General features: G+C 43.8%; 16 protein-coding genes. 12 read left to right on the top strand and 4 right to left on the bottom strand.

Annotated elements, in window-relative coordinates; translation table 11 throughout:
* Window positions 1-124: 124 nt before the first annotated feature.
* Together manA and ACXN9U_RS16620 are read left to right on the top strand one after the other, a co-directional pair.
* Window positions 125-1,075, top strand: coding sequence for a mannose-6-phosphate isomerase, class I (gene manA, locus ACXN9U_RS16625; RefSeq protein WP_489201926.1), 951 nt, complete (start codon window positions 125-127; stop codon window positions 1,073-1,075).
* A gap of 142 nt (window positions 1,076-1,217) precedes the next feature.
* Window positions 1,218-3,863, top strand: coding sequence for an N-acetylglucosaminidase (locus ACXN9U_RS16620; protein ID WP_489201925.1), 2,646 nt, complete (start codon window positions 1,218-1,220; stop codon window positions 3,861-3,863).
* Window positions 3,864-3,922: 59 nt separating this feature from the next.
* Here the strand turns inward: ACXN9U_RS16620 and ACXN9U_RS16615 are convergent, their stop codons facing one another.
* Both ACXN9U_RS16615 and ACXN9U_RS16610 read right to left on the bottom strand, forming a co-directional pair.
* Window positions 3,923-5,089 carry a CDP-glycerol glycerophosphotransferase family protein gene (locus ACXN9U_RS16615; protein WP_489201924.1) on the bottom strand — a complete coding sequence of 389 codons (1,167 nt, stop codon included), beginning with the start codon at window positions 5,087-5,089 and terminating at the stop codon, window positions 3,923-3,925.
* Window positions 5,090-5,121: 32 nt separating this feature from the next.
* Window positions 5,122-5,892, bottom strand: a complete 771-nt coding sequence (locus ACXN9U_RS16610) for a WecB/TagA/CpsF family glycosyltransferase (protein ID WP_489201923.1) — start codon at window positions 5,890-5,892, stop codon at window positions 5,122-5,124.
* Window positions 5,893-6,247: 355 nt separating this feature from the next.
* Here ACXN9U_RS16610 and tagD point away from each other — a divergent pair, with 355 nt between their 5' ends.
* The 5 genes from tagD (at window position 6,248) to tagH (ending at window position 13,113) form a co-directional block, all read left to right on the top strand.
* Window positions 6,248-6,637 (top strand): glycerol-3-phosphate cytidylyltransferase, encoded by a 390-nt coding sequence (gene tagD / locus ACXN9U_RS16605; protein ID WP_016937747.1) that lies wholly within the window; start codon window positions 6,248-6,250, stop codon window positions 6,635-6,637.
* 136 nt (window positions 6,638-6,773) lie between these two features.
* On the top strand, window positions 6,774-8,312 hold the full coding sequence (locus ACXN9U_RS16600; RefSeq protein WP_060964127.1) for a glycosyltransferase family 2 protein: 1,539 nt from the start codon (window positions 6,774-6,776) through the stop codon (window positions 8,310-8,312).
* A gap of 49 nt (window positions 8,313-8,361) precedes the next feature.
* Complete coding sequence (locus ACXN9U_RS16595; protein WP_060964128.1) at window positions 8,362-10,536, top strand: CDP-glycerol glycerophosphotransferase family protein; 2,175 nt, start codon at window positions 8,362-8,364, stop codon at window positions 10,534-10,536.
* Window positions 10,537-10,720: 184 nt separating this feature from the next.
* Window positions 10,721-11,548: an ABC transporter permease gene (locus tag ACXN9U_RS16590; protein WP_016937750.1), complete on the top strand. Its 828-nt coding sequence runs from the start codon at window positions 10,721-10,723 to the stop codon at window positions 11,546-11,548.
* A 20-nt stretch (window positions 11,549-11,568) separates the two neighbouring features.
* Window positions 11,569-13,113, top strand: coding sequence for a teichoic acids export ABC transporter ATP-binding subunit TagH (gene tagH / locus ACXN9U_RS16585; RefSeq protein ID WP_489201922.1), 1,545 nt, complete (start codon window positions 11,569-11,571; stop codon window positions 13,111-13,113).
* Window positions 13,114-13,152: 39 nt separating this feature from the next.
* Here tagH and galU read toward each other — a convergent pair whose 3' ends face one another.
* Entirely contained in the window at window positions 13,153-14,037 is an 885-nt protein-coding gene (gene galU / locus ACXN9U_RS16580; protein ID WP_016937752.1) for a UTP--glucose-1-phosphate uridylyltransferase GalU, read from the bottom strand.
* A 229-nt stretch (window positions 14,038-14,266) separates the two neighbouring features.
* Here galU and wecB point away from each other — a divergent pair, with 229 nt between their 5' ends.
* Window positions 14,267-15,406 carry a non-hydrolyzing UDP-N-acetylglucosamine 2-epimerase gene (gene wecB / locus ACXN9U_RS16575; RefSeq protein ID WP_060964130.1) on the top strand — a complete coding sequence of 380 codons (1,140 nt, stop codon included), beginning with the start codon at window positions 14,267-14,269 and terminating at the stop codon, window positions 15,404-15,406.
* Between the two features lie 30 nt (window positions 15,407-15,436).
* Here the strand turns inward: wecB and tagU are convergent, their stop codons facing one another.
* On the bottom strand, window positions 15,437-16,354 hold the full coding sequence (tagU, locus tag ACXN9U_RS16570; RefSeq protein ID WP_060964131.1) for a polyisoprenyl-teichoic acid--peptidoglycan teichoic acid transferase TagU: 918 nt from the start codon (window positions 16,352-16,354) through the stop codon (window positions 15,437-15,439).
* 181 nt (window positions 16,355-16,535) lie between these two features.
* Between tagU and ACXN9U_RS16565 the strand changes: the two genes are divergently transcribed.
* From ACXN9U_RS16565 to ACXN9U_RS16550, 4 genes are all read left to right on the top strand, one after another.
* The gene (locus ACXN9U_RS16565; RefSeq protein ID WP_016937755.1) at window positions 16,536-16,853 is read left to right on the top strand and encodes a hypothetical protein; all 318 of its coding nucleotides are present in this window, start codon (window positions 16,536-16,538) and stop codon (window positions 16,851-16,853) included.
* A 32-nt stretch (window positions 16,854-16,885) separates the two neighbouring features.
* Window positions 16,886-19,006: a SpoIID/LytB domain-containing protein gene (locus ACXN9U_RS16560; protein ID WP_060964132.1), complete on the top strand. Its 2,121-nt coding sequence runs from the start codon at window positions 16,886-16,888 to the stop codon at window positions 19,004-19,006.
* A gap of 21 nt (window positions 19,007-19,027) precedes the next feature.
* Window positions 19,028-20,518 (top strand): N-acetylmuramoyl-L-alanine amidase, encoded by a 1,491-nt coding sequence (locus ACXN9U_RS16555; RefSeq protein ID WP_060964133.1) that lies wholly within the window; start codon window positions 19,028-19,030, stop codon window positions 20,516-20,518.
* Between the two features lie 218 nt (window positions 20,519-20,736).
* On the top strand, window positions 20,737-21,396 hold the full coding sequence (locus ACXN9U_RS16550; protein WP_060964134.1) for an exopolysaccharide biosynthesis polyprenyl glycosylphosphotransferase: 660 nt from the start codon (window positions 20,737-20,739) through the stop codon (window positions 21,394-21,396).
* Window positions 21,397-21,411: the final 15 nt, after the last annotated feature.

Raw genomic sequence — 21,411 nt, 5'->3', positions numbered from 1 at the left:
GAATGGTATAATGAGCAGGTCAGCCATTTATACATATTGTTTTTAACTGCGGCTCCCTCCGTGTTTTAAAATAGGTACAGGGGGAATGGGATATGAGCCGCTTTTTAATGGGAGGGGAACGAACATGACGCAAGAGCCGATTTTTTTACAGCCTGTATGTAAAGAAAAAATATGGGGCGGCACGTTATTACGCGAACGATTCGGATACAGTATACCTTCAGAAACAACCGGTGAATGCTGGGCGATATCAGCCCACCCGCATGGGATGAGCACGGTCAAAAGCGGTCCGTATCAAGGGAAAACCCTGATCGAACTGTGGAATCAGCATAGAGAATTATTCGGCGGAACGGAAGGGGACCGCTTTCCGCTGCTGACGAAAATACTGGACGTCAAACATCACCTGTCCGTCAAAGTCCACCCTGACGATTATGATGCCGAGGAGCATGGACTGGGCGAAACGGGGAAGTCTGAGTGCTGGTATATTATCGATTGTAAAGAAAATGCGGAGATTATATACGGTCATACGGCCCGTTCGAAAGCAGAGCTTGTCACCATGATTAACAGCGGTGATTGGGAAGGCCTGCTGCGCCGCGTGAAGATCAAACCCGGTGATTTTTATTATGTGCCGAGCGGAACCATACATGCCATTTGCGCCGGGGCGCTCGTGCTGGAAATACAGCAGAATTCAGATGCCGCCTACCGGATATATGATTACGGGCGCACAGATCAAAACGGCGAGGCGCGTGAGCTGCATATCCGCGATGCCGTCAACGCCGCCACCGTTCCTCATGTGGACGGATTTTTAGATGAATCAACTGAAACGAGAAAAGGCATCACCATCAAAACCTTTGTGCAGGGAGAATATTTTTCTGTTTACAAATGGGATATCAGCGGGACGGCGGAAATGACCCAGGACGCTCCGTTTATGTTATGCAGCGTTATAGAAGGAAGCGGCTCCATTATCTGTGAAGGCAAGTCCGCCAAGCTTGAAAAAGGCGCGCATTTCATACTGCCGGATCAGATGCCTGACTTTACGATAACCGGAGATTGCACAATCATCGTTTCTCATATATAAATCACCGAAACTTAATCCCAGCGATGGGATTAAGTTTTTTTATTTGGATAATTGGATAATTTCTCTCTGTAAATATGAAGAAACCCGGCCGATAAATAAACTAGTTTGATAGAAACCAATTGAATCAGAAAGAGGAGAAGGAATGAAAAAGAGATTCGTTGCACCTATGTTATTGTCCGGCGTTTTCCTTGTCTTTAGCACCGTTACACAGCACGCCCAGGCTGCATACAGCGACTATTCCGTTTATGAGCTGGAAACGAAGCAGCAATTCGCTTCTGAGAATGAGGCGCTTCAAGCGGCAGCGAAATTGAAAAAGGATACGGGGTGGCAGGCTGACGCAAAGAAAGCCGGTAATGCGCCGCTTGCTTATCAAATCTCCGTTTCAGGCTTACACGATGAAACGGACGCGAAAGCCGTGCTGAAAGATTTTACGAAGCAGACGGGTGTGGCCGGCACTTACAGCGCAAGCGGAAGCAAACAGCCGTACGTGACCGTCACATCAGGAGCTCTATCAGACGGGCAGCAGACGAAAAACCTTCTTGCCAAATTGACGAAAGAAACGGGTGTGACCGGCGCCGTCAAGGAGTCGGGAACGAAGCAGCCGTACATGCAGGTCGTGACTTCTGAGATCGCAGCCGAAGCAGACGCGAAAACGCTCACTCAAGATTTGACGAAGCAGACGGGCGTGAAGGCATCATACCGCCCGATCAAGCGGGAAACAGCCCAGTTTCAGATCCAATCAGGAACAATTACCGGCGATCAAAAAGCTGCTCAAATCCAAACTGATTTTCAAAAGGAAACAGGATTACAATCGTCGCTGAAGGTGATAACAAAAGGAAGCCCGAATATCACCGTGACAGCTTCCGGCATTCCGGATGCAAATAAAGCGGCAGGCTTAGCGAAACAGCTGCAGCAGAAAACGGGCATCAAAGGGAATGTTCAAACGTATGCCCAAAGCAAAACAGCTGCCGTGTACAACGTGCGGTCAGGATATTTTAACGGAGTAAGCGCCGTGCAAAATGCCGTCAGCCAAATCAAGAAGAATACAGGCGTCAGCGGCAGCTATCAAAAAGCCGGCACGAAAAATAATTATACGGTCGCGATGAGCGGACTGACGGCTCAGCAGCTGCAAAGCGTTCAATCCTTCTTTAAAAAGAAAAAATGGCATTGCGACACAACGCCTGTCAAAAAGACAGCGTCAGCGTCCGTTTACCGGATTACAGCAGGACAGCTTACCGCCGCACAGGCAGATCAAGCGGAGGCGTTTTTCCGCCAGCAGCATGTAAAGACGGCAAGAACCGCGGCAGGAAAAACAGCAGAAAACCAATATCAGCTGCTTTCTCAGCAGACGGCAGACCAATCGAAGATTCAAAAAGGATTGAATCTTCTGGCCGGATATAAATTGAGTGCCGTTTCCAAAACAGCAGCCAAGCAAACGGGAACAACATACCAAGTCGCAACTGAATCACTGCTTGATACGGCAAAGATCAATCGAACGCTGGATTTCTTCAAAGGGAGAAAAGTATCCGCTTCTTCACAGAAAACAGGTGAAACAGCGTATACACAATTCAGGATTGAAACGGCCCCGCTGCTTAAGAAGGAAGACATTGACCGCGTGACTGCCTTTTTCAAACAAAACAAAGCGGCCGGCACTGTAAAGGAGACGGGGAAAACCGCCTATTCACAGTACGTCATCAAAACCGAAAAGTTCACCGGTAAAACCGTTTTAAATAAAAGCATGAGCTATTTCAGCGCCAAACAATTGCAGGCCGGCTATACGAGTGAAAGCCATCCGGTTTATGAGCTCCATCTCCGCGATCAATTCACGGGCGCGCAGTCTGCGGACGCCGCCTCTCAAAAGCTGAAAAAGCTGTACGGATGGACGATGACTATTTTGAAAATAAAAAACGGACCGCAAATTATGAATACCAATTACAACATCTCGCTTGCAGATATGGTCAAAAAACAAATGACAGTCAGCCCGCAGACTGATGCCTCGGCTTACGCGTCGCTTACTTACATCAATACGGCTTCCGGGACGGTCACAGCCGACGTCCTGAACGTCCGCTCAACTCCGGAAGTCAGCTCAGGCAATATTATCGGGCAATTGAAAAAAGGCGATAAAGTCAGCATCACCGGCCAGACAAACGGCTGGGCCAAACTCAGCATGGGCTGGAGAAACGCCAGCAGTGATGAAGTCGAGCAATACGTCAATCCCGATCACTTCGCACAAGACAGCAAGTATTATTTTCAATTTCTGAAGCTCTCTCAGACAGCGGGATTGAACGCATCTGAATTGAATCAAAAAGTGCTGGTCAATAAAGGAATTCTGACAGGCAAAGGCCAGGCCTTTATTACAGCCGCCGGAAAATACAGCATCAATGAAGTGTATTTGATTTCGCATGCTTTGCTTGAAACGGGCAATGGCACGTCAGAGCTTGCAAACGGCATTACGTATAATGGAAAAAAGGTTTATAACATGTACGGCATCGGGGCTTATGACAGCAACCCGAATTATTACGGCGCACAATACGCATATAATCAAGGCTGGTTTACTCCGGAAGCCGCGATTATCGGCGGAGCCCAATTTATCGGTGCGTCATATATTCACAACTCCGCATACGAGCAGGATACCCTGTATAAAATGAGATGGTCTCCAGCCGCGTCCCATCAGTATGCCACAGACATCGGCTGGGCGTATAAGCAGGTAAACCGCATGTACAGCTTATACTCACTGCTGGACAACTACACGCTTTACTATGATGTTCCTGTGTATATGAAAGTATAAAAAAAGGCTGAAGCTGTTGCTTCAGCCTTTCTTCATGCAAAAAAACACCCGCCTCGGATTCAGGCAGGTGCTTCAGCGCAATTTTTCATTTTTGTTTCCGCAAATTTCAATAACGCTTCACTCGAATTCCCATTTGAATACATATTCCATTTGTCCGAGAACCGCTTCATTTCTTCTGCATGAAATGGCTTTTTCGTCATTTCCTCGAGAAGGGCTTTGCTGTCATGACAAGCTCTTCCGGGGATGACCGAAACATAATTGTCGATCAAACCGCGTTTTTGATCGTATTCCTCCAGATCATAGGTGAAAAAGAAAATCGGTTTATTTAAGAGCGCGAATTCAAAGGGCACGGAAGAGTAGTCCGTAATTAAAATATCAGCCGCTTTTAAGAGATCATGAAGACGCATGTCAGATACGTTCTTGATCGATTCACTTTCAAACGAAGCTGAAATATGATGCAAAACGGCAGGATGAAGCTTTACAAGCAGCAGATACTCTCCGTTTAATTCGTTTGTGAGCTGCTCTTCGGTGAATGGGAGCCGAAAGGATTGCATATCATAATCCCTGAATGTCGGTGCGTACAGAATGATTTTTTTCGGCCATTTGCGCTCCGGTTCCGGCTTGTTTTCTTCATAATAGACGTCAGTCAGGGGAACTCCCGTTTTTAACAGCTGGGCATCCCGTATACCGAACGACTTTTTAAAAACGTCAGCCATCTCATCTGAACCGACGGTGACAAAATCAAACGAACGGTACACTTTTTTAAAGCGGCTGATATCTGATGCCGGCCGGCTTTGGTTCGTCACGTCCTCAAGGCCGAACTTTTTCAAAGAGCCGTTCGCATGCCATACTTGAATGCATGTCGTTTGCGGCCGGCGGCTTAAGACGCTTGTCAGGAGAAAATAGTTATCCGTTATGACCACTTTGCTCTTAAAAAGGATGAAAACGGCCTTCACAAGATGCAGCGGGTTTTTTTCGTTCAGATAAAAAGAGCCGAGACCTTCCAGCTCCTTTTTCAGACTGACGGCATGTCTCGTATACAGAACCGTCACTTCATAAGAAAGCGATTCAGCGTGCGCCTTGTAAGAACGGATGAGAGCCTGCGCATTTTCTTCAAAAGATACCAGCAGGGCCAGGTGATTCTTTGGCTTTACAGGCTTGAACAAAACGCCGAGAACCGACAGATATATAGAATAGAAAGCGGCGAATAAAGATCGCAAGTTCATAGATTACCAATCTCTTTTGCTGTTTTATTTGTTTAAAGCTGTTTCGTTTGATCTTCAGCCTGCTTGGAGTACAGGCTCTTATTTGATTTATTGTTTCTCAAAACGGTAAAAGCATACTTCGGAATGTTCAGCATCCTTTTCCATCTCCACGGATTCGTCACCAGTCTGTACAGCCATTCCAGATTTGTTTTGATCATCCATTCAGGGGCGCGTTTCACCGTTCCGCTGAACACATCAAAGCTTCCGCCCAAACCGATTGAAACAGCCTGAGGGAAAAGATGTTTGTATTCATAAATAAATTGCTCCTGATGCGGATATCCTAAGGCGACAAACACGATATCGGGTTTCGCCCGGGAAATCTGTTTGGCGACGAAGCGTTTATCGGCTTCATAGCCGTTGCTGGCTCCGACAACCTCGATATTCGGATACTCTTTGCCGATCCGATTCAAAACGGCGTCAAGCACGTCTTGCTTAGCTCCGTATAAAAATATTTTTTTAGACTGCCGGTTTGCGAGACCGAGCAGCGACAGAAACACGTCGAATCCCGCAATTCTTGATTTCAGCGGGTGCTGCGTCAAACGTGACATTAACACGACGCCGATACCATCCGGCAGGACGAAATCCGCGGAAGAAATGACTTGATGATAACCTTTGTCTTTCGCCGCAGCGTATCCGATCTCTGGATTAACCGTCGCAATGACGGCTCCTTGCTTTTGTGCGATATAATAAGTGTCTAAATATGAAATAAACTCCTGTAAATTTCCATTAACATAAGAAAGGTTGTGCACCATTTCAGTCTGCATCTGCCGTCCTCCTTTTTGTACGGGATTTTCTTTCACTTTTTCGTGACTTAAGCTAAGCTTTATTTTAACATAATACCTTCAGATAAACTTAACAATAGTTTTACAAAAATATAAATAAGATAACAATTTCTTTAATCATACGCGCAAAAACCCTGCTAAACTCCTATTGCAATAACATTTGTTAATAAGTGGAATTTAACTTCGTTTTACATTAGCTTAACCTTTTCAGGGCTATGTGATATAATGAGGTTCCATGAGTACGAAATTGGCACTTTAGTGATTAAGGATACAGCTGCACAGCATTTCAGGGCAGTTGCTTGTTATACGTATGATGATAGAAAGGAGCTTTTGTTTCATGAAGAAGGTCATTACTTACGGAACGTTTGATTTACTGCATTGGGGTCATATTAAACTGCTCGAGCGCGCGAAGCAGCTTGGAGATTATCTTGTCGTTGCCATCTCAACAGATGAGTTCAACCTTCAAAAACAAAAAAAGGCCTACCACAGCTATGAACACAGAAAGTTAATTCTTGAAACAATCCGTTATGTCGACGAAGTTATTCCGGAAAACAGCTGGGATCAAAAAGTCCGGGACGTAGCGGAGCACAACATCGACGTGTTCGTAATGGGAGACGATTGGGAAGGCAAGTTCGACTTCCTTAAAGATCAATGCGAAGTCATCTATCTCCCTAGAACCGAAGGCATTTCCACTACTCAGATTAAAAAAGAAATTGCCGGGGTGTAATTGAAACATTCGGATATGCAGATGATAAAGAAGTACTCCCTCCGGATAGGGAGTACTTCTTGTAATATAAGGTTATTTTCGCTATATTTGTTATGCGCTTTTTTAAAAAAGCTAGACAATAAGAGGAGAATTTAAAATGAATCTTAGTAACTTTTTTAAATTGAATAAAAAAGAGTCCAAGCCGTCCATAGAAGAACGTGAATATACCATTTTAAACAAAGAAGCATTGGCGGATGAAAAGAAGGTAGCGGTAGTTGTTCCTGTTTATAATGCAGAAGAATATGTACGGAAAACAGTTGATTCAGTAATCCTTCAAAATATCGGCTTTCAGCATATTTCTTTAATTCTGGTCGATGATTGTTCAACTGATGATTCCAGAAACATTCTGACTGAATACGCCGAGCTGTATGAAAATATTACGGTCGTATTTTTGAAAGACAATACGGGAACTCCCGCTTATCCTAGAAACTTGGGAATTGAGCTTGCAAATGCAAAGTACATTACCTTTTTAGATGCGGATGATTGGTTTGCGCCGAACGGCGTTAAAATTTTATTCGACATGCTTGAAAGAGATCATGTGAATTATGCGGTCGGAAAAACGATCGAAATGCAGGTGAACGGGCAAAAAACAATCGGGAAACATGAGTCCTCACTGAACAGAGCGAAAGTATCGCCTTTTTCAATCCGGCATATTTTCTATCATCTCGGCCCGCGGGCAAGAATGATGAGCTTACAATTTCTAAAAGATAATGATATCAGATATCCGGAAATGAAATTTGCTGAAGATAAGCAATTTTTTATGGATGTTCTTTTGTCGTGCGGAGATATTTCAACGTCAACAGAACCGGTTTATTATTTGAACAGAATGGACAATAATGAGTCGCTGACAAAAAAGACGAATATTATGGAAAAAACCGATACGAACATAGCCGTAATGAAGTATATTCTGAACAAAAAATTAGATACTGAGAAAGAAAAGATGGCGATGAACCGTCTGATTGAATTCGATTCCATTACGCGGCTTTTCGATCGGATGCACTTCCTGAAAAGCGAAAATAAAGAAGCTTACTACAATAAATTCAATGAAATTCTGAATGTATTAAAGAAGACGAAGTACGATATTTCCGAGACGTTTTTTCATCCGATCCATAAAACAGCCTACCGCCTGCTGATTCAAAAACGGTATGATGAAGTCGAAAAGCTGTTCCGATGGTCTAAAAAAGAGCCCAATAAAAACATCGTGACCCGGGACGGACTGGCTTATTTAGAAAGCCCGCTGACGGATGAAGAAAATAAACTGGTCGAACTGCGCATGCACGGGGAAACGGAAAGCGCGGTGTTCGCCGATGATAAATTCACCATTACGTTCCGCTTGTTCGGACAGGACAGAAATAATGCCCAATATATTCAGTTTCAGCACAGAGAAAAAATGAAAGAATACCACCAGTTTCCGGTACAGTCACTGGGAGACGGGCGGTACGTCCTTGAACTCCCGTTACGTGACATTGAAAAAGTCGGACTTGGCGGTTATATTATGTATGTCATTTATAACGATTATGAACGGGTCATGTTAAACAGAGAAGACGATGAAAAGGTAACTGCAGAAGCGAACGGACTGCACTATCAATTCTACCGGACAGTGAAGGAGAACCTATCGCTGAAAGTATCAAAATGATGATTGTGATTGGATATGTTTAATTGAAACAGAGGAGTAGACTTATTTTATGGGTATAGAAAATCCTGTCAGATACAAGTTAAAACATCTTAATATAAAGGAAGATACATTCAGTATTACGATATCCTGTGAAAATGCCGCTTTAGAGGAAGAGCCTTCTCTTCAGATTATAAATCGTAAGACAAAAGCGGAACTTTCCGTCCCTCTGAAACGGTTGCCCGGAGAAGGCGGGGAGTACCATGCTGTTATGGGCACGGAGCTGCTTTCTGAACATACGGACGGCAAAGGATGTCTTGATTTCTATGTCTCCTTTATCAATGATGACAGTGATATCAATAAAAAACGGTTAAAATCCAGCCTTGAACCTATTGAACTGTCTTCTTATAAAGATGAGGCTCATCATATGTTCTTTTTCCCTTACACGACCAAGAAAGGGAATTTCTCCTTAAAGCTGCTGCAGAGAAAGTTCGTCACGCGAATTGATGAAATGGAGCTTGAATCTGACGGCAGCTTACATCTGAAAGGTTTTGCATTCCGGCTGAATGCAGCAGAAACCTTAAAGATAAAAGAAAAAAACCTGATTCTGAAAATGAAAAAAGGTAAAGAAGAGGAGCCTCTCATTCTGAAGTATCCGCTTCATGACGTGCCGAGACACGACCTTGATGAATATGTTCAGGATACAACGGCACTTGACACGATAGGCTTTGATACAAAAATTGATTTGAATGCCATTTATAAAGAATTGAATCAGCAGCTTATCTTTCAATTCCATATTCAATTCATTTTTGAAGATGCCGGGACGGGTGAAGAGGTTATCACCAACAGCAAGCCGTTAAAGGCACTGAAATCTGAACAAGTAAACCCTAACCAATTCACGATTCTGAAAACGGAAAAAGGACCTGCCAGATTTCATGTTTTCACGAAAAAGAAAACAAAAAATCTCCATCTGAGAATGAATGATTACAGTTTCAGCACCCGCGTCGAGTATTTTGTAAAAGGAAAGCTGAAACGGGGCGCATCCTTTATACGCAAAAGAAAGAATAAGCTGAAAAAGTTTATTGAGAAAAGAATACAAAACACTTATAAAGCAGGATTCAGGCTTGCAGGGAAAATGCCCGTCAAACAGAAATTTGTCATGTTTGAAAGCTTTGCCGGAAAACAGTACAGCTGCAATCCGCGGGCAATTTACGAATACATGAGCAAAGAAATGCCTGAATACCGTCTGTGCTGGAGTGTAAATCCCGCTTATACACAGACATTTAAAGATAAAGGAATTCCTTATATCGAACGTTTTACGTTTAAATGGCTGTTTGCCATGGCAAGAGCCGAGTACTGGATTGTCAACAGCCGTATGCCGCTGTGGATCCCGAAACCCGAGCATACGACATATGTCCAGACATGGCATGGAACGCCTTTAAAGCGTCTTGCCGTTGATATGGATGAAGTGCATATGCCGGGAACAAACACTGAAAAATATAAGCGCAATTTTACGACAGAGGCTTCAAAATGGGATTATCTGATTTCACCGAACGCATATTCAACAGAAATTTTCGCTCGGGCGTTTCAGTTTAATAAAACCATGATTGAATCTGGATATCCGCGGAATGACTTCCTTCAGACGGATAACAGTCCTTCTGTCATCAAAGCGCTGAAAGAAAAAATGAACCTTCCGCAAGATAAAAAAGTGATCATCTACGCACCGACATGGCGGGATGACCAATTTTATAAGAAGGGAAAATACAAGTTTGACCTTGATTTAGACCTTCACCAATTGAGAGAAGCGATCGGCGACCGTTACGTCATTATTTTACGGATGCATTATCTGGTTGCGGAAAACTTTGATCTCGGACCGTATGAAGGATTTGCGTATGATTTCTCCAGCTACGAAGATATCCGTGAGCTGTATATGGTCTCTGATTTACTCATAACGGACTATTCATCTGTCTTTTTTGACTATGCAAATCTGAAAAGACCGATGCTGTTTTATGTGCCTGATATCGAAACGTATCGGGATAAACTCAGAGGGTTTTACTTTGACTTTGAAAAAGAAGCGCCCGGCCCGCTGGTCAAAGAAACGGGTGACGTTATCAAGTGGGTGAATGAAACGGAATCAGACAATTATAAGCTTCCGGATTCGTTCGGGCCTTTTTATGAGAAGTTCTGTTATTTAGAGACCGGGGAATCGTCTGAAAAAGCCGTAAAAGTGATTTTCGGGGACAAGTAAATAAGTGCAAAAAAGCATAATTTAACCACGTTAATTATGCTTTTTTGCTTAAAAGACGGCATGTTGAGCTCACCGGACGCAGGCTTGTTATGAAGTGAAAAATACATCGTAATCTGTTACAATTATGAGCGGTGCTTTTGTAAGTCAAAGCTATTACCAAAACTTACGACTAAGGAAGATTAGAATGAATGCATTGGTAAAAATTCTGAAAGAGCAATTCAACTCATTTCCGCTGATTATGCGGCTTGCAGTGTACGAAACGAAATCAAAGTATCAAGTGAACTATTTGGGTATATTGTGGCAGTTTCTCAACCCTATGATTCAAATGCTGGCTTATTGGTTCGTATTTGGTCTCGGGATTCGCGGCGGACATGATATGGTGCTTGGAAATGGAGACAGCGTACCGTTCATCGTCTGGATGCTGGCCGGCTTAATTCCTTGGTTCTTTATCAGTCCGACGATATTGGATGCATCTAACAGCGTTTTTAAACGGATAAATTTAGTATCGAAAATGAATTTTCCGATCAGTTCACTGCCTTCTGTAGTGATAGCTTCGAATTTATTCAGTTATTTTGTGATGATGGCGATTTATATTATTGTGCTGCTGAGCAACGGGCTGTTTCCGACGCTTCACTGGCTGCAATATATTTATTACTTGTTTTGCATGATCAGTTTTATGTTTGCTTTTGGCCTGTTTAATTCGACCATCAGCGTATTAATCAGGGACTATCAGTTTTTGCTTCAGGCCGTTACAAGGCTTCTCTTTTTTCTTCTGCCGATTTTCTGGGACATTGCCGAGAAATTTGGAAACAGACCTGAAGTGTTGACCATCTTGAAGTTAAACCCTCTTTTCTATATTATTGAGGGCTTTAGAGACAGCTTTATGGAAGGGCAGTGGTTTTTCCACGATATGAAATATACGCTGTATTTCTGGTTCGTCACACTGCTGTTGTTAACAGTCGGTTCACTTCTTCATATGAAATTCAGAGATAAGTTTGTTGACTTTCTTTAATATAGTAAGGAGATTATACGATGAAACTAAAAGTTTCGTTCAGAAATGTTTCAAAACAGTATTTTCTATATAAAAAACAGTCTGACAAAATTAAAGGGCTGTTTTTCCCAAACAGAAATCAAAAAGGTTTTTTCGCTGTCCGAAATGTTTCTTTTGACGTCTATGAAGGAGAAACGATCGGATTCGTAGGAATCAACGGTTCGGGAAAATCAACGATGTCTAATCTGCTTGCAAAAATCATTCCGCCGACAAGCGGTGAGATTGATATGAACGGGCAGCCGTCTTTAATCGCCATTTCTGCCGGATTAAACAATCAATTAAGCGGTAAGGACAACATTCGTTTGAAATGCTTGATGATGGGTCTCAACAATCGGCAGATAGACGAGCTTTATGAAAAAATCGTTGAATTCGCGGATATCGGCGACTTTATAGATCAGCCTGTTAAAAGCTATTCAAGCGGTATGAAATCCCGTCTCGGTTTTGCCATATCGGCGCATATGGACCCTGACATCCTTATTATCGATGAGGCGCTCTCAGTAGGGGACCAGACTTTCTATCAAAAATGTGTGGACCGCATTACGGAATTTAAAGAACGCGGCAAAACGATCTTTTTCGTCAGTCATTCAATCGGACAGATTGAGAAAATGTGTGATCGGGTGGCTTGGATGCATTACGGCGAAATGCGTATGTTTGATGAAACAAAAGCGGTTGTGAAAGAATATAAAGCTTTTGTGGATTGGTTCAACAAGCTTTCAAAGAAAGAAAAAAAGAAATATCAAAATGAGCAGATTGAAGGCAGAACGCGGGCTGCCGAGGAACAGCAAATCACTCAGGCGCAGCAAAAGAAAGCGAAGCCCAAATTCATTGCCAATACGATTCAGATTACGCTGCTTGCATTGCTGGCTGCAGGAGCGGCTGCTTCGATGTTTTCAGACAAGCCTCTGCGTGCGATCGCATCTTTCGGCGACGTCAAACAGAGCGATGCCGGCCTTTATGAGTCTGTGAATAAACCTGCTTTGGTAAAAGCTGAAAAAGCGGATCTTTACGCCGGAAAAGATATAAAAGGGAAAATCTCGGCAAGTGTAAATTTCGGTACGAAGGTGCAGGTAGAAGCCGAGAATAACCAAGCGGCCAAAGTGAGATTAAACGATAAAGAGTACTTTATGAAAAAGACTGATTTGCATAAAGTGAACGCTTTAAGAACGACGGATGTTCAGCTCAGTGATTTAAGCAGCAGTTTATCAAGCGAAACGACAGAAGAGTTTCTCTCATATATCAATAAGAGCCTTGACGACGTGCGGAGTAAATTGAAAAATCCAGCTGACGGGCAAACGGATGACGGACGGAAAGTATTAAAAGTATCCGATGCGAAAACGGATTTTGTGATTGACAATGATACAGTCTCCGAAGTGATTTTTCATTTATCGCGTCCCGCAGACATCTCAGCTTTAAGTGAAAAAGGCGGCAGCAAAATCAATCAGAACTTGTTCATGCTTAAAAACCAGAAATATACTTTCTCTGTGAACAACGCTGATCAAACACTGACCGTAACATCTAAAAAGTAAAGATCACATAGAAAAAGCTGCCGGACTCGGCAGCTTTTTCTATTCGTCAGCTTCTTCTTTTTCAAGAAGATCCTTCATAAACGGAATTAATTTATGGCGGATATCTTTGTCCTGTAAGGCAAATTCAAGCGTCGTTTCGATGAACCCCAGTTTTTCTCCGACGTCGTAACGTTTTCCTTCGAAATCATAAGCGAAGACACGCTGAATGTCATTGAGCTTTTGAATGGCGTCCGTTAATTGAATTTCTCCTCCTGCACCGACTTCCTGCTGTTCCAAATACATGAAAATTTCAGGAGTGAAAACGTATCTTCCTAAAATCGCCAAGTTGGAAGGAGCTGTGCCCGCTTCAGGCTTTTCTACGAAATTTCTGACTTGGTAACGGCGTCCTTCATTTGTTAACGGGTCAATTATTCCGTATCGGTGTGTATCACTTTCAGGAACTTGCTGAACCCCGATAATGGAAGACAATGTTTTTTCATATTCGTCCATCAGCTGGCGAAGTCCCGGTTTTTCGGCCTGGACAATATCATCGCCGAGAAGAACGGCGAAAGGTTCATCGCCGATGAAGTTGCGTGCGCACCAAACCGCATGACCGAGTCCTTTTGGCTCTTTTTGGCGGATATAGTGGATATCCGCGATGTTTGATGATTTTTTCACTTTTTGCAGCAGTTCGATTTTACCCTTCTCTTCCAAATTGCGCTCCAGTTCAGGCGCATTGTCGAAATGGTCTTCAATTGCTCTTTTTCCTTTTCCGGTTACGATAATAATGTCTTCGATGCCGGATTCGACAGCTTCTTCGATAATATACTGAATTGTCGGTTTATCAACGATTGGAAGCATTTCTTTAGGCATTGCTTTTGTGGCAGGCAAAAAACGTGTGCCTAAACCTGCTGCCGGAATAATGGCTTTGCGTACTTTCTTCACTGAATAACACCATCCTTGTTTCTGCTGAATCTTTTTTTCAGAACTATAACCTAGTCTTTTTCCACTTTACCACAATTGATTAAAATTCACACCTTTTAATCCGCTTTCAAAGAGTCTTGTAAAGGATTTTGCTTTGTTTGCCGTTAAGCTTTACAATATCTAAGAAACGGCATAAATATGTTAACATGAAGGGAATATCCGACATATAAAACGAGGTGCAGACAAACCGTTGAAAAAACTAAAAGTAATGACCGTATTCGGTACAAGACCTGAAGCAATTAAAATGGCTCCGCTCGTGTTAGAGCTTGAAAAATATCCGGAAATTGATTCACTGGTGACTGTAACCGCACAGCACAGACAGATGCTGGATCAAGTGCTTGAAGCATTCAGCATTAAGCCTGATTATGATTTGAACATTATGAAAGAGCGTCAGACGCTTTCTGAAATTACATCTCACGCCTTGCTGAAACTGGACAAGCTGTTCCAAGAAGTAAAACCAGATATCGTTTTGGTCCACGGAGATACGACGACAACTTTCGCGGGAAGCCTTGCCGCCTTTTATCATCAAATCGCGGTCGGCCATGTGGAGGCCGGTCTGCGTACGCAAAATAAATACTCTCCTTTCCCTGAGGAAATCAACCGGCAGATGACGGGCGTGATCGCTGATGTGAATTTTGCGCCGACAAGCCAGGCTGAACAGAATCTGCTTGCGGAAAATAAAAAGCCGGATTCTATATTTGTCACGGGAAATACGGCGATAGACGCGCTTCAAACGACAGTGCGGGAAGATTATTTTCATCCGATTTTTGAGAAACTGGACGGAAGCAGGATGATCCTCCTGACAGCGCACAGACGTGAGAACTTAGGAAGGCCGATGGAACAGATGTTTAAGGCTGTCAGAAGAGTCATTGAAGAGTTTGAGGACGTACAAGTCGTTTATCCCGTCCATTTGAATCCCGCAGTACGTGAGGCCGCAGAAGCCCATTTCGCTGATTCGGACAGAGTGCATTTAATAGAGCCGCTGGAGGTTGTGGATTTTCATAATTTCGCTGCGAAAGCCCATTTCATTATGACCGACTCAGGCGGAGTGCAGGAGGAAGCGCCTTCCCTCGGTAAGCCGGTGCTGGTGCTCCGGGATACAACCGAACGCCCAGAGGGAGTGAAAGCAGGAACATTAAAGCTTGCGGGCACAGATGAGGAAACCGTGTATCAGCTGACAAAACGGCTTTTAACCGATCAGGCCGAATATGAACGGATGTCAAAGGCGTCCAACCCCTATGGTGACGGATCTGCGTCAAAACGGATTGCGGAGGAGCTGCTTTATCGGTACGGCTATAGAAAAAAACGTCCGCAGCCTTTTACAGAATAAAAAACTCTGCATCGCATGCAGAGTTTTTTATTATTTCAGGCTTTCTTTTAATTCTTTTTTGACTGAAGCGAGGCTTGCTTCATCTAATTTGTAATAATAGATATTGTTGATTCTCGTTCCCGTTCCCTTCAGTTCATGCTGAATAACTTTGCCGCGGGCGTTTTTATAGTCAGTCATAACCGTCCACATATCATCGAATGACATGTTTGTTTTCATATTGTTTTCAATGACCTTAAACATATCTCCGAATTTCGTGACAGACGAGATGTTTGCCCCTTTAGATATAATCCCTTCAATCACTTGGCGCTGGCGCTGCTGCCTGCCGAAATCCCCCCGGGGATCTTCTTTTCTCATACGCGTGTAGGCGAGTGCTTCTTCACCGTTCAGGCTGATATTCCCCGTTCCGAAAGAGTGCCCGTCGTAGTTGAAGGCAAACGTGCTGTTCACCGTAATCCCGCCGAGTGTATCCACCGTATCTTTGAAGCTCTCCATGTTTACTTTCACAAAATAATCTACCGGCACGTCAAGCAGGTCCTCGACGGTATCCGCGGCCATCTGCGTCCCGCCGAAAGCATAGGAGTGGTTGATTTTATCCATCGTACCTTTGCCGGAGATTTTCGTATACGTATCACGCGGAATGCTGACCATTTCTGTTGTATTCGTTTTAGGGTTGACGGTCATATAAATCATCGTATCCGCGCGCCCCTTATCATTTTTCCGTTCATCGACGCCCATGATTAAAACAGAAATCGGGTCCTTCTTTCCGAGATCTATATCTGTGTCACGTTTGTCCGATTTTTTTAAGTCTTCCTGAATGCTTGCCACCGTTGAAGCTGCTTTGTGCCACAAGTAGTAGACGTAGCCTCCTGATGATAAAACTAACAGCCCGATGATCGTTACGATTGTCAGAAGAACTTTTTTCTTCTTTCTTTTTCGTTCAGCCCTCATTTGTCATCACCTTTTCTATTAACTTTCACGATGCAATTTACTAATCTTTATAAACCCAGTCATATTTTTACTTCTAACCGTGTAATAGACGAAATTCTTAAAAAAAAGGTTACAAAAAGACCTTAAAATTACCTTAAAAAAAAGTTAGTATAAGACGATACATAAAGATGAGGTGAAAAAAATGAAAAAAACTGTTGCAGCTTCGTTCTTAATACTGCTTTTTTCAGTTGTGTTAGCAGCATGCGGAACGGCGGATCAATCAAAGAAGGGAAGCGGTTCTTCGGAAACGCAGGCTCAAAAAGAAACGGCATATTATGTCGGTATGGCGGATACGCACACAATTGAAGTAAAAGTCGATGATCAGCCTGTCAGCTTTGAATTTTCTGACGACTTCTCTGATGTTCTGAATAAATTCAGCGAAAATGACAAAGTCAGCATTACTTATTTCACAAATGATAAAGGCCAAAAAGAGATCAAGGAAATCGAGAAAGCAAAATAATACATCATGATCAGCAAAAGGCGGGATAAAAATTGAAGAAAACAATATGGGCTGTCTGTTTTTCTGTGATATTCAGCCTGGCTTTATTACCGGAAAGCACTTTTGCGGCCAGTTCTGATATCTCAGTAAAACTGACGAATTATATTGGTAATAAATCGACTCTGAATATCGAACCTTCCGGAACTTATAAACTGACGGGAAGCGGTGTGTCCTCCGTTGTCAGATTGGGAGGCGCATCCAAATATGATACGGCAAACGCCGCGACATCAAAGTATTGGAAAAATCCGTCCAACGTAGTCGTCGTTAATACGGATGCTTATTTTGCGGACACGCTTTCCGTCATTCCTTTAGCGAATAAACTGAAAGCGCCTGTTCTGCTGACTGAATCGAAAAAACTCAGCAGCAGCACGGAAGCGCAAATCAAAAAATACAACCCGGATAATATTTTAATCATCGGCGGGGCGAACAGTATTTCGTCAGCTGCGGAAAAAACATTGAAAAAATACGGCCGCACGAAACGGATCAGCGGAAAAAACAGATATGATCTGTCCAAAAATATCGCGGCCGAAATGGGCAGCTATGACCAGGCAATCGTAGTAACCGGAGATGTTTATACGGATGCGCTGGCAATCGCACCTTATGCCGCGCAAAACGGCTATCCGATTCTCCTGACGAAAAAAGACTCCCTCCCGAGCTACAGTCTGCCTAAAAAAGTGATCATCATGGGAGGCACTTCAAGCGTCAGCAAAGATGTGGAGAATCAAATTAAAAAGAAAGCTTCAGTGACAAAAAGAATTACCGGTTCAAACAGATATCAAATATCAGCAAATGCAGTCACTTCGCTGGGCATGGATGTAAGCAAAGCAGTTGCTGCCAACGGGACAAAATTAGCGGACATCGTTGTCGGCTCGAATATTGCCGCCGCAAATCATATGCCGCTTGTATACATCAAAAAAAGTGAAACGCCGGCCGACGAAGCCAGCCTTTTTAAAGCAAAAGGCACCTATTCTTATACATTAATAGGCAGCACGAATTCAATTGCAGATTCAGTTAAGGATGCTTACGCAAAAGAGTTTTATCTCGTAAACGGGAAAACGTACCGCATTGAAACATCCGGCGGCAAACTAGGCGTTGCCGGTATTAACAGCGGAAAAACGTCTTTCAAGGCGGTTCCTGAAAAATATTCAACATCGAACACAATCAGCATTGACGGAAAACCGTATTTGGGGAATATGAGTTTTTCTGCGGAATCCGGCAAATATGTAAGACCTGTAAATGAAAACATTCCTTTTGAGGATTATTTGAAAGGTGTCCTGCCGAATGAAATGCCGGGAAGCTGGCCGACAGAAGCGCTGAAGGCTCAGGCTGTTGCCGCCCGCACCTACTCTATCAGCAAGACGGGACAAACAGTTGCGGATTCAACGGCTTTTCAGGTGTACGGGGGATACAGCTGGTATCCAAACGCCACCGCAGCCGTTGACGGAACAAAGGGGAAAGTGCTCACTTATTCCGGCAGATTGATAGATGCCACCTACTCGTCAAGCAATGGCGGCTACACTGAAGCCGGCGATGAAGTATGGGGCTCAAAAGTGCCGTATTTAGTAGCCAAAAAGGATACAAAAGATCCGGAAATCAGCTGGTCTTTAACATTGCAGAAACAGCAGCTGCCAGCAGGTCTGGATATGAAAAACCCCGCATCCTGGTGGTCCAAAACAAACGAAGCAAATGCTGCGCAGCTCAACGGAATAAAAAATTGGCTGATGAAAAATAAAGAAACCAATGCAAATTCCATAAAAATTGCAAGCATCTCTGATCTCTCGCTCACCGGAAAAACAAAAGGGCAGCGGGCAGAAGACGCCGCGGTGAAGGTGACATACCATGTGAATGACAAGTCGAAAGGCTATGTCATGAACAAGACTGCATCCTTTGAGGTGAAGGCGTCAGAACTCAGAACGATGATCGGAGCTTCATCTTTTAAAAGTACATACGCCAGTGCGTCCGCTGATTCTGCGAAAATCACGATATCAGGAAAGGGATACGGACACGGCGTGGGAATGAGTCAATACGGAGCGAGAGAAAGAGCGGAGGCCGGAGAGCCGTATACTTCTATTCTTGCGTTCTATTATCCTAATACAGCACTTACAAACTACTAAACTTCTGTGGAGGAGATCGGATTGAAATTCATCATAAAATGTCTCCCTGTCTTCATTCTCGGGGTCATTCTTTTTGTCCCGTCCGCTTTGGCTGACAATACGGTCAAAAGGATCGGCGGAAGCACCCGGTATGATACGGCTGTACAGGCGGCAAAACAATCATGGAGCGAAGCAAAAACGGTTATTATCACCGGCGGAACTTCATATGCCGATGCGATTGCTGCTGCGCCGCTTTCATATCAAAAAAATGCGCCGCTGCTGTTTACCAATAAAGATCAGCTGTCTGCCGGCACAAAAAAGGGATTAATTGATTTAAAAACGAAAAATGTGATTATCGTAGGCGGTACACCTGCCGTTTCGAAAAATACCGAGAATCAAATTGCTAAATTAGGCATCAGCGTCAAACGTTTATCAGGAAGCACGAGATATGCCACAGCCGCAAAAGTGGCGGGTGAAATGACAAGATCTTCTACAGCCTTAGTGGTAAACGGGTTTGTTGATGCAGATGGGATGGCTGCGATTTCTTATGCATCTGCGAAAAAATATCCGATTTTATTTACCAATGATTCAACACTGAATGGATCCACGTCAAATGCGATCAAAAGCCTGGGGATTAAAAATACGATTGTCATCGGCGGCACCGGCAGCATCAGCAGCTCACTTTACAATAAGCTGCCGAATCCTTCAAGAGTCAGCGGCAAAAACCGCTATAACCTGTCTGTGAATCTTGCGAAAAAGACAGGCCTCAGCACAGGCTATACGTTTGTTACCAATGGTTTTAAAGAGCCGGATACCATTGTCGCAGGCGTTTTAAGTGCCAAACAGGGAAGAGTTCACCTCATGACGAATGGGGACAGTCTGTCAAAGGACGTCCGGACGTATATCGGAAGTAAACGCATCACCAGCTTCACCGTCATAGGGAGTGCATCATCTTTAAGCAACAATGCGGCATCGCAGCTTAAAAATCCAGTTGTCGGCAAAACGGTCTTTATTGATCCGGGACACGGCTACCAGGATTCAGGAGCAACGGGCAATGGCCTGCTTGAAAAAAATGTGAACCTTGATATCGCAACACGCCTAAACAATCAATTATACGGTGCGGGTGCGCTTACTGTAATGTCGAGGACAGGCGACACCTTTGATTCGCTTGAGGAGAGAGTGAGCAAAGGGGCGAAGGCGAACGCCGATATTTTCATCAGCGTCCATGCAAACGCGAATGATAACAGCAGTGCAAACGGTACGGAGACATATTATGATCCAACCTACCAATCCGCAAACAGTCTGAGGCTTGCCCAAAATATTCAGCCGAGAATGGTTTCTGCTCTCGGCACGCGTGACCGCAGTGTGAAAACTGCCGGATTTTACGTCATTAAGTATTCTAAAATGCCGAGTGTCTTGTTAGAAACCGGTTTTGTCACAAGCCCGATTGATGCCAATATTTTAAAACAATCAACGAAAAAGGACAGACTCGCGGCGGGGATCACCCAAGGCGTTTCCTCCTATTTCAGATAGTATTTTCCATTTAAAACAGACCGATTCATACCGGTCTGTTTTTTTATTTTTCATTATGGTTTGACTCAAATATGGATATGAATAGATTTACAATAAAAAAACAATAATCGAAACATTCTAATAAACATTAACGTTTCCTTTACTTCCAATTAACATCCATCTGCTAAACTCACGGCATAGGTCATCAAACATCCCAACAAATCGTGAGGTGTGTGTCAGTGGGAGCAGAGAAAAGCATGAATGTAAATAATAACTATGCAGTGCGGCAGGGGACTTCCGCTGCCGTAACGGAAAGAACGGCCCGTTATTTGGCTTTTAAGCGATTCATGGATATTGTGTTTGCGCTTGCGGGGCTTTTGGCGGCGCTTCCGATAATAGGCCTGTTCTCCATACTGATTCGTTTGGAGTCGCCCGGCCCGGCTTTTTATAAGCAGGAGCGGGTAGGCAAAGACGGGAAGCCGTTTTATTTGTATAAGCTCCGCTCTATGAAAATAGATGCTGAAAAATCGGGTGCGGTCTGGGCGCTGAAAAAGGATCCCCGCGTGACAAAGGTCGGCGCTTTTATCAGAAGGACCCGTATTGATGAGCTGCCGCAGCTGGTAAATGTGCTTCGGGGAGAAATGAGCCTGATCGGCCCGCGCCCCGAACGGCCCGTGTTTACGGAACAGTTTCAGGCAGAAATCCCGGGATTTACGGAGCGGCTGGCTGTTAAGCCGGGATTAAGCGGTTGGGCGCAGGTCAATGGGGGATATGACATGACACCGAGGGAAAAGCTGATGTTTGACTTATATTATATCCGCAACCTGACCTTTTCATTGGAACTGAAGATTATGCTCAAAACGTGCAAAGTAATCTGGACCGGTGACGGGGCACGATAAAAATTCTGGTCAGCA

Source organism: Bacillus sp. BACIII, from assembly GCF_057836745.1.
The sequence above is the reverse complement of the archived record's forward strand: the minus strand, read 5'-3'. Positions and strand labels throughout refer to the sequence as shown.

Excerpts from the sequence above, each read along its gene's own strand:
- ACXN9U_RS16615 (WP_489201924.1), bottom strand. The coding sequence starts at position 5,089 with ATGAACTTGCGATCTTTATTCGCCGCTTTCTATTCTATATATCTGTCG.
- manA (WP_489201926.1), top strand. The coding sequence starts at position 125 with ATGACGCAAGAGCCGATTTTTTTACAGCCTGTATGTAAAGAAAAAATA.
- tagU (WP_060964131.1), bottom strand. The coding sequence starts at position 16,354 with ATGAGGGCTGAACGAAAAAGAAAGAAGAAAAAAGTTCTTCTGACAATC.
- ACXN9U_RS16610 (WP_489201923.1), bottom strand. The coding sequence starts at position 5,892 with ATGCAGACTGAAATGGTGCACAACCTTTCTTATGTTAATGGAAATTTA.
- tagD (WP_016937747.1), top strand. The coding sequence starts at position 6,248 with ATGAAGAAGGTCATTACTTACGGAACGTTTGATTTACTGCATTGGGGT.
- ACXN9U_RS16590 (WP_016937750.1), top strand. The coding sequence starts at position 10,721 with ATGAATGCATTGGTAAAAATTCTGAAAGAGCAATTCAACTCATTTCCG.
- ACXN9U_RS16600 (WP_060964127.1), top strand. The coding sequence starts at position 6,774 with ATGAATCTTAGTAACTTTTTTAAATTGAATAAAAAAGAGTCCAAGCCG.
- ACXN9U_RS16595 (WP_060964128.1), top strand. The coding sequence starts at position 8,362 with ATGGGTATAGAAAATCCTGTCAGATACAAGTTAAAACATCTTAATATA.
- ACXN9U_RS16565 (WP_016937755.1), top strand. The coding sequence starts at position 16,536 with ATGAAAAAAACTGTTGCAGCTTCGTTCTTAATACTGCTTTTTTCAGTT.
- ACXN9U_RS16620 (WP_489201925.1), top strand. The coding sequence starts at position 1,218 with ATGAAAAAGAGATTCGTTGCACCTATGTTATTGTCCGGCGTTTTCCTT.
- tagH (WP_489201922.1), top strand. The coding sequence starts at position 11,569 with ATGAAACTAAAAGTTTCGTTCAGAAATGTTTCAAAACAGTATTTTCTA.